Raw genomic sequence first — 12,297 nt, forward strand, 5'->3', positions numbered from 1 at the left:
TTCCATCATGCCAATTCCCTCATTCTCGCGCTTGCTCAACTGCACTTTTGCATTTGGCAACGGCGGATCCACTCCCACTCACCAATCGAACGCATCCCAATCCCGCCGAATCACCTCGTACATCCGAACCCGACCTGATTCACCGCTGGAACGTGCCTTCAGCCACCCCAGCTCACACAACTGCTGTAAATATCGCACCGCCGTTCGATGATTTACACCAAGTTGCGCCTCAACATCCTTCGGACGAATGGGTCTGCCTAACTGAACGGCCTGCAATAATGTTGATTTCAGCGCCAGCTTGGGAAGATCCGCCTGTTGCCCAGACACCTCAAATCGGCTCAATAGCATGCGAAGCAGCATGATGCAAATTTCCGGCTGCCGTTCCACATCGTCATAGGCCAGGGAAACCACCCGGTACCCCATAGCTTGCAGAAAAACCTCCCTGTTCAGCTCCCGGCTATACATTGTACGATCCATATCGCGAACATGCGGTCCAAAGCCCTTCACCTCGATAATGAGCTTCACAGCCTCTGTTAACCAAGCGAAATCCGCAAAATACGGGCGCCCCCGCCAATCCGCAATCTCATACTCCGGATGAAGATGATCCAAATTCCCCCGCAAAGGCCACCATACATTACGCAAAAACAACTGCTCGCCATGCCCATGCCCTCGTTCTAAGCGGTCTTTTCGCTCACCCGTACGGCGTTTACGATGCGTGTCCAACCACAAGCGATGCGCCTGATCAAAGTCCACTGCCGTCCCCTCCCGCTCTTGAAACTTAACTTTAAAAAAATAAAAAACGCCCCCGCCCATCATCAGATCGGCAGAGACGTTCTTCGTCATTTCGCTTGTTGTGCAAGGGTATCTTAGATACCGTATTTCTTTTTGAATCTATCCACACGTCCACCAGCATCCAGGAATTTCTGCTTCCCGGTGAAGAATGGATGGCAGTTGGAGCAAATTTCAACGCGCAGGTCTTGTTTCACGGAACCCGTCTCAAACGTGTTACCGCAAGCGCAAGTTACAGTAGTCACGTAATATTTCGGTTGAACTGCTTCTTTCATCTTCTTTCACCTCTTTCCGCCCTGAGCCTCAGTCGTGCCCAGAGTTATATGACACACAAACGCATTATAGCACGGGGCAACCTTTCGCGCAATTGCCTGTTTTATCCTCGTACCTTAACCCGAGCCAATTCCGCCGGCGGCACATGCGTATACGATCCGATGACCACGTCTGGCAGCTCCTCCTGAAAAATCTCAATTGCCTGCTTCATCCCAAGTATCTCCCCTTTGGCCTTCGGAATCAATTCCAGGTAGCTTTCCGGGTCAATATTCAGGTTGCGCAATTGAATCAACTTCAGCTTGGTACGGCGGCAGAAGTCGATCATCGCTTCGATTTCTTCCTCCCGGTCCGTAACACCAGGGAAAATCAAATAGTTGATCGAAGTATACACCCCTTGATCCGCCGCATACTTCAACGATTTCTCCACATTCGCAAGCGTATAGCCACGCGGTCTGTAATAAGCGTTGTAATGATCGTCCAGCGCGCTGATCGTGCTGACCCGCATCAGATCCAAACCGGCATCCACAATCCCGCGGATATGATCCGTGAGCCCCGCGTTAGTGTTGATATTAATATACCCCATATCCGTCTGGCGCCGCACTTCACGTATCGCCTCAATAATCAGCTTGGCCTGGGTAGACGGTTCTCCTTCACAACCCTGGCCGAAGCTGATAATCGACTCCGGCGTCTTCAGATGCTCCAGCATCACTTCCACCAGCTCTTCGACACGCGGGCGGAAGTTCATCCGCGTCTGCGGGGAGACAAATCCGCTGTCATCCGGTTGTTCAGAAATGCAGCCGAAGCAGCCCGCATTACAAGAATAGGAAACGGGAACGGCCCCTTCCCAGCGATTCAAAAACGTATTGGATGCGGTCAGGCACTCATAACCTAACGCACAATTCGATAAATGTTCGTACAGCCGATTCTCTGGATAACGGGAGGTGTAGGCTTTCACCTGACTTTTGAGTTCAAGAGGATCACAATTGAGCGGATTCCACTTCTCGGGATCATCCGACAGGCGCGCGGTCACGTAAAACTGACCGTCCTTCCAAACCACCGCAGAATACCCGAACAAAGGCAGCTTATAATCTTTGTCCGTCTTCACATACCCCGGCAAACAAAGACGGGTATAGCCTTGCGGGAGCAGAGCGCCGACCGCCTGAACATTCCCAGGGAGCGGCTTCATTTCGCCCGTTTCCAGGTCCATTCCGATTGGCCGGGTGGACGGCAAGCCCACCAACGTCGCCCCTTCAGGAAGCGGAATCAGCTCATCCTCCATAATCTCTACGATCATATCCGCACTGCGAGCTAAGCCGTACAGCGACGGATGATCATAGACCTGTCCTTGTTCATCTGCATACACTAAGTACATGTTGTTCTCCTCTTTGTATTCATCGCGGGAAGCCAAGCAAGCCCCCCCGAGAGATCTCTTTAAACCGTAGTATTTTGCGTAGTGCCAGCGCCCGTAGAAGCCGAACTCGACCGCGAGGAAGTAGAGCCCGACCGCACCGGACGACGTGCACCGCCATTGCTGCCGCCCGAATTGTTCCCGGAAACATCAAAAGAAGCCAGGAATTCGGCATTCGTCTTGCATTCGCGCAGCTTTTTGAGGAAGCCTTCCACAAAGTCGTAAGAGTCGTTCATGTTCTTCCGGATCGACCAGATCGTATCCAGCTCTTCTTTGCTCAGGAGCACTTCCTCACGCCGTGTACCGGAGCGGCGAATATCGATTGCCGGGAAGATCCGGCGTTCCGCCAATTTCCGGTCCAGGTGCAGCTCCATATTCCCCGTACCTTTAAATTCTTCATAAATAATATCGTCCATCCGCGAACCGGTATCCACCAAAGCCGTTGCCAAAATCGTCAAGCTGCCGCCCTCTTCCACATTCCGGGCTGAGCCAAAGAACCGCTTCGGACGATGGAACGCAGCCGGATCAATCCCCCCGCTGAGCGTACGCCCTGACGGCGGAACCACCAAGTTATAGGCACGTGCAAGACGCGTAATGCTATCAAGCAAAATCACAACGTCCTTCTTGTGCTCCACCAGCCGTAAAGCGCGCTGCAGCACAAGCTCCGCCACCTTGATATGGTTCTCCGGCAGCTCGTCAAACGTAGAAGCGATCACTTCGCCTTTGACCGAACGCTGCATATCGGTAACCTCTTCCGGACGTTCGTCGATCAACAGTACGAATAACTCAATGTCGGGATTGTTGGTGGAGATGCTGTTGGCAATTTCCTTCAGCAGCAAAGTCTTCCCTGCTTTAGGCGGTGCCACGATCAAACCGCGTTGGCCGAGTCCGACCGGGGCAAGCAAATCCATAATGCGGGTGGATAAATGATTTGGGGAAGTTTCAAGCACCAATTTGGTCTGCGGATAGAGTGGAGTCAGCGCTGGAAAATGCAGACGTTCCGCCGCAATGGCCGGGTTCTCACCGTTGACGGCGTTGACTTGCAGGAGGCCGAAATATCTCTCATTTTCCTTCGGTGTACGGCACTTCCCGGAGACCAGGTCTCCGGTGCGCAGATCAAACTTGCGGATTTGCGATGCGGAAATGTAAATATCCTCCGTGCTGGGCAGATAATTGATCGGTCTGAGGAAACCGTACCCTTCCGGCAAAATCTCGAGCACGCCTTCCATAAACATCAGACCGCTTTGTTCAGCCTGTGCCCTTAAAATAGCAAAAATCAATTCTTTCTTCTTTAATTGGCCGTAATAAGGGATCTGATATTGCTTTGCCAGCTTGTACAGCTCGGTAAGCTTCATCCCTTCCAAATCGGCGATTTGAAGATCCATATTAAAATAACCACCTATTCAATTTTTATTGAAAACTATGAAGTATGGCGTAATGATAGACTTACTCGCCTATTATGCCCTATCCTTGGCAACTTATGCGCAAAAACGGAAAGTTATTCTTCCATCTCCCGCCATACATCTGCACCCAATGCCCGTAAGTTGGGCACCAGATGGTCATATCCTCGGTCAATTAACTCCACGCCAAAGACTTCTGTCGTACCTTCCGGCACCGTAAGTCCAGCTACAACCAGCGCGGCCCCGGCGCGCAAATCCGCCGCCTTCACTTTCGCCGCATTCAGCGGTCCGCCTTCGATGATAGCAGAACGGCCTTCGACGCGGATTTTCGCGCCCATCCGTACCAGCTCCGGCACGTGCTTAAATCGATTGCTGTAGACAAAATCGCTCAGCACGCTGACCCCTTTCGCCTGCGTCAACAAACTGGTCATCGGCGATTGAATATCCGTCGGAAACCCCGGGTAGACTAATGCCTTGACATCAACATGTTGGTATTCTGGTTGTCCAATCACTCGAATGCTTTCATCGAGCTCTTCCACATGAGCACCCATTTCCAGCAGCTTGGCCGTCAACGCCTCCAGATGTTTCGGAATCACGCCGTCGATCAAGACATCGCCGCGGGTTGCTGCAGCAGCAATCATGTAAGTCCCGGCTTGGATCCGGTCAGGAATGATAGAATGACGGCAGCCTTTCAGCTCCGTAACGCCTTCGATTCGGATCGTCTCCGTACCAGCCCCTTTAATTACTGCACCCATGGAGTTTAACAAAGTGGCCACATCTATAATTTCAGGCTCTTTCGCCGCATTTTCGATAATTGTAGCGCCTTTGGCTCTTGTGGCCGCCAGCATAATGTTAATGGTTGCTCCAACGCTGCTGACATCCAGGTATACTTTCGCCCCGCGCAGCTCTTTCGCATGCAAATGAATCGCGCCGTGTTCATTCGTCACGGTCGCCCCTAAAGCTTCAAATCCTTTGATATGTTGATCAATTGGACGAGGTTCAAAGTTGCAACCCCCCGGCAAACCGATGGTCGCTTCTTTGAAGCGTCCTAGCAAAGCCCCCATCATATAATAGGAAGCTCGCAGCTTCTTTACCGGCCCGTTGGGCATCGGAATGGAACGAATATGGGTGGGATCGATACGCATCTGATTGCCATCCCACAGGACGCGGGCACCCAGTTCCTCCAAAATCTCCGAGTATACCGCCACGTCACTTAATATCGGCAAGTTATCCAGAACCACCTCGGATTCTGCCAAGATCGCAGCTGGAATCAACGCTATCGCGCTGTTTTTGGCGCCGCTGATCGAAACGCTTCCGCGCAGCGGACGTCCGCCACGAATCATTAATTTCTCCATAAGTCCAGGATCCCCCTACGTATTTGCGTCGGTACACAAGCCCATGATTTTTAGCGGCAGAAATGGAAAGACACCGTCTAGGCGGTGTGCTCTCCAAGTCACCTTATTCAGCTGAACGGTCCAATCCCTTGTCCGTCCTAAAGTTTGCGCCGCAACCCGCCTAAGACAGGAGTACGGCGCACACGCTTGATGTTGATTCTTAAGCTTTGTTGTTGGAGCCGAATTCACGGATTTTTCCAACAACCGTGGCTTTGATCGCGTCACGGCCAGGAACGATGTATTTACGAGGATCGTATACATCCGGTTTCGCAGCCAATACTTCGCGAACAGCCTTCGTAAACGCGATTTGGTTCTCCGTGTTTACGTTGATTTTGGAAGTACCGAGCGAGATCGCTTTAGCGATATCATGCGTTGGAATGCCTGTCCCACCGTGAAGAACGAGCGGGATTTTAACAGCATCGCGGATTTCTTCCATTTCTTTAAAGCCCAGGTTAGGTTCACCTTTGTAAGGACCATGAACGGAACCCAACGCAGGAGCCAGCGTATCGATGCCAGTTTCGTTAACGATACGGACGCACTCGTCCAGTTTAGCGTATTGAATACCGCCAACAACGTCATCTTCTTGACCGCCGACAGTACCTACTTCGGCTTCAACCGAAACGCCTTTGGCATGTGCGTATTCAACCACTTTCTTCGTCATGGCAATGTTCTCATCAATTGGATGATGGGAGCCGTCGATCATAACGGAAGTAAAGCCAGCGTCAATCGCCTCTTTACATTTATCAAAGCTCGAACCGTGGTCGAGGTGAATCGCAACAGGTACAGTGATTTTCATGTCATGCAGCAAGCCTTCCACCATTTTAACAACGGTGTAGAAACCGCCCATGTGACGTGCAGCACCTTCGGAAACGCCCAGAATGACCGGGGATTTCTCTTCTTCTGCTGCAGCAAGAATGGCTTGGGTCCATTCCAGGTTATTGATGTTGTACTGGCCTACGGCATATTTGCCGGCAAGGGCTTTGTTCAACATATCTGTCATCGATACTAATGGCATGGGTTTCAATCCTCCTAAGGATGTGGGATATTATCTTTTTAGCCGACATTCACACACTTTTTTATTATACCACAACCTTGCAAAAATACTATTCATGCTTTCCTTTCATTTGTGAACGCCTTGTGTTGTACTGACGAAAACCCCGTTTTTGCAAAATTCCCATATAAAGAAAAAAGAGCTTCTCCCCTGGCTAACCCAGTTGGAGAAGCTCCTGTAATCCTGAATCATCGTACGATCTTACGGATTGATGAATTGCATCGCCTGCAACATCCGCTTCAGCAGGGCAGCGCTTTGTGCGCGGGTCGCATGTTCCCGGGGACCAAACGTCGTCTCACTCAAACCGTGGATGATGGAGGCTCCCGTCAGTCCATCCACCGCTGCGTCCGCCCATGGCGCGATGTCTGCTGCGTCGTCGAACGTTTTCGACGTCCCGTTGGCAGTAGGCGCAGATCCCGCGTACTCCATCGCCCTGACGAGCATGACCGCCATCTGTTCACGGGTTATGAGTTGCGCCGGACGGAACGTCCCGTCCTCGAAGCCGTCAATCAGCTGCGCCTCATTTGCCGCCCGGACAGCTCCTTCATACCATGTACCCGGCGTCACGTCCCGGAAAGGCGTCGCTCCGTTCGGTTCATCGTCCAGCCCTAGGGCCCGCACGAGCATGGCGGCAAATTCAGCACGGCTGATGTTATCGTCCGGTACAAACCGGTCCCGACCTCTTCCTTCAACCAGCAGCTTGTTCGCCATCAGGACGATATCCTCTTTCGCCCAATGCCCATTCACATCCGCAAACGATTGATCCGATGCGATCACCGTATACGCACCGTCGTAAGGCGAACGGATCGTCACTAGACCGTCGTTGCTGAAAACGGAAGGGGCGAACCGAAGGTGCCCGTGATTGTCGATGCGTACAGCTGTCGCTTGATCCGGATTGGCAGGTTCGGGCAGAACGGCCGTCAAGGTTGCGTATGTTCGGCCCCAATCCACGCTGCTACCGTCATGGTCCTCCAGCGAATAAACGACCGGTTGAGGGAGCAGCTGCTCCCCACCGACACTAGCAATTGCTCCGTTCGCGGTATCACTGAGGGAACCGACTGCCGCAGCGATCCCAAAGGTTACGGTTGCCTCCTTTGGAACGCCCTGCAGGACGTGGAGCGGAAGGCGCAGCCTATTTCCATTGACGCTCCATTCCAACCAGGCGTCCTGATGAAGCTCTACCGCATGCAGCAGCGGGGCGGCCGGAAGGTCCATTTTGACCGCCTCTCCAATGTCTTGTGCTTCGATCCGAATATAGTCCGGCTGAACTGTCAACGCTTCGGACAATTGCCCCCCCGTCGGGAAAATCCGAGTTATACGTTGCCCGTCGGACGATTCGTACGATGCGTCGACCCGTTTGACCTCGCCGTTGATTTTGATGATCACCTGATGGAACGCCGCAGACCCGCCTCCCGTTCCCGAGTACCCCGAATTTCCGGAACCCCCAGAACCACCAGAGCCACTAGAGCCGCCGGATCCAGCAGGAGCGGTGACCGTCACCGTGCGTGTCACTTCCGAGGCGGCGTTGCCGGACGGATCCGCCACATTGTAACGGAGCGTATACTCGCCCGCCCTGTTTGTATCTACGGCTCCGGTCACGACAATAAGATGGGTGACGTCGCCGTAATAGGCATCGGTCGCTTGCGCTCCGGGATCGGTAAACACTGCGCCAAACGGCACACTCATCACGGGATCGCCGACCAATGTGAGAACTGGAGGCTGCGTATCCTTCACATAGACCGTACGCGTCACAGTCACAGCCGCATTGCCTTCGGTATCGGAAACGTCATAGGCAAGCGTATAAGTGCCAAGTGTCGAGGTATCCACTGTTCCCGTTACCACGATCGATGCGGTGAGGTCACCGTCCTGCAGATCCTGCGCCGTTGCTCCGGGATCGATAAACAGGCTGTTCGCTTCCACCGTCATCGGATTCGGTCCGTTCAAATCAATCGTCGGCTCACCTCCGTCGTACACGTACACATCGCGAGTGACTGTCGCGGTATTCCCTGCATGGTCCGTGACCGTATATTGGACCGGATAATGACCGAGTTGCGTCGTGTCCACGACGCCCGTAATTGCGATGGACGAATCGGGAATCTCCCCGTCAATCGCATCGGTTGCCACCGCCCCCGGTTCCACATACGCCCCCCCTTGCGGGATGTTCATCGGATTGCTGCCATTGAGCACAAGCTCTGGCTCTGTGTTGTCTAGTACAAACACGTTCGATACGGCGTCAGCGACATTCCCAGCTAGATCTTGCGCGCGGACATGCAAGTACCAGTCGCCGTCTCCGCTTGTCTTCTGCAACATATCGCCGCTCGCAAAAGCAGTCCAGCCGCTCGCGGGAACAGCCGTGCTTTGCGTCCAGGCGTATTGCAGGGAGTCGGCGTCAACACCACTCCCCGAATCATTCACGGTCACGATGCTTTCCGCCGTTTTCGCAGGCGTCTTTTTGCCGTTCGGATCAAATTGAACGTTGGGAGGCACAGCGTCCCTCTGCACGGTGATCGTATATGTCCGAGGCGGTTTCAAATACGGTTCCACCCGAACAGGGATGACCGTCGTCGCTCCCGAGAGGCTTACGGTCGCCGTGCTGCCGCTCGCTATTGGCTGGTTGTCGACATATAGCTGGGCGTAAGTCGAGTCGGCGAGCGTTGCCTTGATATGCACGCTCGATACCAACAGGTCGTCGAAGGTATAATCGGTGACCGAAGGAGAGAACGCGGGGTCGATATCGCCTTCCTGCACCGTCAGGTCGCTCAGAAGGTCATTGCCCGGCACGTCCGTTTGACCATAATCTTTGTCATCTCCCGAGTCGATCCCCCAGGCGATGACGGTGCCGTCTGACTTCAGCGCCAGCGAAACGGTTCCGCCCGCCGAGATTGCCACCACATCAGAGAGTCCGGCCGGCACGTTCGTTTGATTATAAATATCACTTCCCCAGGCAACGACAGTGCCGTCTGACTTCAACGCCAGCGAATGCATTGCGCCTGCGGAGATCGCCACCACATCAGAGAGACCCGGCGGCACGTCCGATTGACCGAAAGAATTATCCCCCCAGGCTTTGACGGTACCGTCTGACTTCAGCGCCAGCGAATGCAAGGATCCCGCCGAGATCGCCACCACGGCCCCCGGCGCCTTAAGATCGTCCGGCACCTCTCTTTGACCAGCTCCATTACTTCCCCAGGCAACGACAGTGCCGTCTGACTTCAGCGCCAGCGAATGCATAACTCCCGCTGCGATTGCCACGACCCCGGTCAGCCCAGGTGGAACCTCCGTTTGATCATCACTTCCATCATTTAACCAATCTCCCCAGGTAACGACAGTGCCGTCTGACTTCAGCGCCAGCGAGTGAAGATCTCCCCCTGCGATCGCTACCACCTCGGTCAGTCCGGCAGGTACGGTCGATTGGCCGGTGTCTTTTCTTCCCCAGGCAACCACGGTACCATCCGATTTCAGCGCCAGCGAATGATGCAATCCCGCGGCAATTGCCTTCACTCCGGTAAGCCCGTCAGGCGGGGTCAATTCACCAAGATCCGGGTCGTCGTCCTCAAAGAAATCTCCCGGGTTGCCTCCCCAGGCAACCACGGTGCCGTCTGACTTCAGCGCCAGCGAGTGAACCACTCCCGCCGCGATCTCGATTCCCTTGACAGGCATCGCAGTCCCTGCAGGCACGTTCGTCTGACCATAGTTATTGATTCCCCAAGTGACGATGGATCCATCTGACTTTACAGCCAATGAATACCGATATCCTGCGGCGATCGCCGCCACCCCGTCGAGTCCGGCCGGCACGTTCGATTGACCATACCGATTCTCTCCCCAGGCAACGACGGTTCCGTCCGACTTTAAAGCCAGCGAATGATACCCGTCCGCCGCGATGGCCACTACCCCGTTAAGACCGGCCGGCACGCTTGTTTTACCTTCACTATTATCTCCCCAGGCGACGACAGTGCCATCCGATTTCAGCGCCAGCGAATGATTCATTCCGGCCGCGATGGCTATAACCCCGTCAAGACCGGCCGGCACGCTCGTCTGACCATAGTTATTGATTCCCCAGGCGACGATGGATCCGTCCGATTTTAAAGCCAGTGAATGATATCCACCCGCCGCGATGGCCACAACCCCGTCAAGACCGGTCGGCACGTTCGTCTGACCATGGCCATTCAGACCCCAGGCGACGACGGTGCCGTCCGCTCTAAGCGCCAGCGAATGATCTATCCCAGCTGAGATGGCTACAACCCCGTCAAGCCCAGCCGGCACATTCAATTGACCATAGTTATTGCGTCCCCAAGTGACGATGGATCCGTCCGACTTTAAAGCCAGTGAATGATATCCACCCGCCGCGATGGCCACAACCCCATCAAGCCCGGCCGGCACATTCAATTGACCAAGGGCATTCGATCCCCAGACGACGACAGTGCCGTTCGCTCTAAGCGCCAGCGAATGATCCACTCCCCCCGAGACTTTCACATACCTGCTTCCCTTGCCCGCTTGCGCCGCATGCGCCGACCCGGAACCGTATGGAACCGCCACAATCAGCAACAACACGAAAGTCAGAGTAATGGAAATGAGCTTTCGACTTTTAAAATAGAACATAATAGATACCCCGCATTCTGTACTCCGGTTAGCATGTATCGTACTTCCGGATTTTTCTGGTCCATCGCCTGCTACAACAGAATTTAAAATCATACTGTACTGTACAGTTTGATAAAAATATAAAATGGCTCGCACCATCTGTCAAGGTGAAGCTTTTGCGCTCATTGACTCATCTTGTACGATATGAAATAATTTGAACAAGTAATACAGAGCATGGAGGAGCGATCTGGACCTATGACAAACCTGTCGCCGCGGGAAGCGGCAAAGCGTAAGCAAATTTTGACGGCTGCCCGCAGCCTCTTCCTAACCCGAGGGTACGCTGGAACGAGCATGGATCTCGTCACCTCGGAAGCCGGCATATCCAAACAGACGCTGTATCGCTATTACTCCACTAAGGAAGCGCTGTTCTCCGACCTGCTGTGCCAAGTGATCCACGAGCTTACGGAGGAGAAGCATCCGTCACTAGCGAGCATGCCCCTGCCCGAAAACCGGGAACAGTTCTACGATACTATACTGATGATGGCCCGAGTCATCGCCGTAAAGCTAAGCGACCCGCTTTATCTATCCATTCTTCGCATCGTTTTTGCGGAATCAGTCCGCTTTCCTGAGCTCGGGGAGCTGCTTCTCGAATCCTTTCCTAAAAGTACCGAAGTATTGACGAATCTGCTGAAGAAGTGCAGGGAAACGGGGGTGGTGAAGCTGGAGGACGGAGATGAGGAAATGTCGATGAGAATGTTCATCGGGCCGCTTATTGGCCACGCCTTCTTCAATGGTCTGATCTGTGGAGCCTCCGCGCCGGAGCCTATGCCCGAGGAAGAACTGAAGCAACTGTGCCGGATATACGTAGAATCGGTTACTTAATGGTGCAGAAGGCCAATAAAAAAATAAAAAAAGGACCTCCCAAGGATCCGCGTGGAAAACACGCCATAATCCTCAGGAGGTTTATTATTTAGAACATCTCTTGGTTTAAAGTACATTTCCACTTTTCAGCTGTAAATTAACTGCTGCGCGCATTTCATCAATGTCAAAGGGTTTCGTAAAATGCATCAGCGCCCCAAGGTCCGTCGCTTCCTTGATCATGTCAAGCTCGCCGTAAGCGGTCATCATGATCACCTTGATCTCAGGATTGACCTCCTTGATATGCTTAAGGATTTCCAAACCGTCCATGCCCGGGATTTTCATGTCGAGAAGCACTAAATCCGGCGAGTCGCTGCGGACGATTTCCAAAGCCATCTTACCGTTGGCTGCCTGAAACGTTTTATACCCTTCGCTGCTAAACACTTCCATCAATAAAATGCGGATACCGTTCTGATCATCGACAATTAATACTTTCTTCTCTTCCACCGAAAAGCCCTCCCACAAGTCCACCATGTAATCCTGGTCATA

Annotated in this window: 9 protein-coding genes; 1 reads left to right on the plus strand and 8 read right to left on the minus strand. The window is 53.4% G+C overall.

What is annotated here, in order from left to right; translation table 11 throughout:
- Positions 1-78: 78 nt before the first annotated feature.
- The 7 genes from PBA01S_RS13755 to PBA01S_RS13785 form a co-directional block, all read right to left on the minus strand.
- Entirely contained in the window at positions 79-753 is a 675-nt protein-coding gene (locus PBA01S_RS13755; RefSeq protein WP_127576198.1) for a PDDEXK family nuclease, read from the minus strand.
- 113 nt (positions 754-866) lie between these two features.
- Positions 867-1,064 carry a 50S ribosomal protein L31 gene (rpmE, locus tag PBA01S_RS13760; protein ID WP_016314610.1) on the minus strand — a complete coding sequence of 66 codons (198 nt, stop codon included), beginning with the start codon at positions 1,062-1,064 and terminating at the stop codon, positions 867-869.
- Positions 1,065-1,165: 101 nt separating this feature from the next.
- Complete coding sequence (locus tag PBA01S_RS13765; protein ID WP_127576199.1) at positions 1,166-2,434, minus strand: radical SAM family protein; 1,269 nt, start codon at positions 2,432-2,434, stop codon at positions 1,166-1,168.
- Positions 2,435-2,493: 59 nt separating this feature from the next.
- A complete protein-coding gene (rho, locus tag PBA01S_RS13770) occupies positions 2,494-3,855 on the minus strand; it encodes a transcription termination factor Rho (protein ID WP_085170381.1) in 1,362 nt (453 codons plus the stop codon).
- A 113-nt stretch (positions 3,856-3,968) separates the two neighbouring features.
- Positions 3,969-5,225 carry a UDP-N-acetylglucosamine 1-carboxyvinyltransferase gene (gene murA / locus PBA01S_RS13775; RefSeq protein ID WP_028539102.1) on the minus strand — a complete coding sequence of 419 codons (1,257 nt, stop codon included), beginning with the start codon at positions 5,223-5,225 and terminating at the stop codon, positions 3,969-3,971.
- Positions 5,226-5,424: 199 nt separating this feature from the next.
- A complete protein-coding gene (gene fba / locus PBA01S_RS13780) occupies positions 5,425-6,279 on the minus strand; it encodes a class II fructose-1,6-bisphosphate aldolase (RefSeq protein ID WP_009226822.1) in 855 nt (284 codons plus the stop codon).
- A 237-nt stretch (positions 6,280-6,516) separates the two neighbouring features.
- A complete protein-coding gene (locus PBA01S_RS13785) occupies positions 6,517-10,911 on the minus strand; it encodes an immunoglobulin-like domain-containing protein (RefSeq protein ID WP_127576200.1) in 4,395 nt (1,464 codons plus the stop codon).
- A gap of 234 nt (positions 10,912-11,145) precedes the next feature.
- On the opposite strand from PBA01S_RS13785, the gene PBA01S_RS13790 reads away from it, so the two are divergent.
- The gene (locus tag PBA01S_RS13790; protein WP_028539101.1) at positions 11,146-11,772 is read left to right on the plus strand and encodes a TetR/AcrR family transcriptional regulator; all 627 of its coding nucleotides are present in this window, start codon (positions 11,146-11,148) and stop codon (positions 11,770-11,772) included.
- Between the two features lie 105 nt (positions 11,773-11,877).
- Here the strand turns inward: PBA01S_RS13790 and PBA01S_RS13795 are convergent, their stop codons facing one another.
- The gene (locus PBA01S_RS13795) at positions 11,878-12,282 is read right to left on the minus strand and encodes a response regulator (RefSeq protein ID WP_036626312.1); all 405 of its coding nucleotides are present in this window, start codon (positions 12,280-12,282) and stop codon (positions 11,878-11,880) included.
- Positions 12,283-12,297 lie beyond the last annotated feature (15 nt).

The sequence above is a fragment of the Paenibacillus barengoltzii NBRC 101215 genome, from assembly GCF_004000745.1.
Lineage (GTDB): Bacteria > Bacillota > Bacilli > Paenibacillales > Paenibacillaceae > Fontibacillus > Fontibacillus barengoltzii.

What these genes read in the sequence shown, in the direction of transcription:
- PBA01S_RS13785 (WP_127576200.1), bottom strand. Translation starts at nt 10,911, where the DNA reads ATGTTCTATTTTAAAAGTCGAAAGCTCATTTCCATTACTCTGACTTTC.
- rho (WP_085170381.1), bottom strand. Translation starts at nt 3,855, where the DNA reads ATGGATCTTCAAATCGCCGATTTGGAAGGGATGAAGCTTACCGAGCTG.
- fba (WP_009226822.1), bottom strand. Translation starts at nt 6,279, where the DNA reads ATGCCATTAGTATCGATGACAGATATGTTGAACAAAGCCCTTGCCGGC.
- PBA01S_RS13790 (WP_028539101.1), top strand. Translation starts at nt 11,146, where the DNA reads ATGACAAACCTGTCGCCGCGGGAAGCGGCAAAGCGTAAGCAAATTTTG.
- murA (WP_028539102.1), bottom strand. Translation starts at nt 5,225, where the DNA reads ATGGAGAAATTAATGATTCGTGGCGGACGTCCGCTGCGCGGAAGCGTT.
- rpmE (WP_016314610.1), bottom strand. Translation starts at nt 1,064, where the DNA reads ATGAAAGAAGCAGTTCAACCGAAATATTACGTGACTACTGTAACTTGC.
- PBA01S_RS13765 (WP_127576199.1), bottom strand. Translation starts at nt 2,434, where the DNA reads ATGTACTTAGTGTATGCAGATGAACAAGGACAGGTCTATGATCATCCG.
- PBA01S_RS13795 (WP_036626312.1), bottom strand. Translation starts at nt 12,282, where the DNA reads ATGGTGGACTTGTGGGAGGGCTTTTCGGTGGAAGAGAAGAAAGTATTA.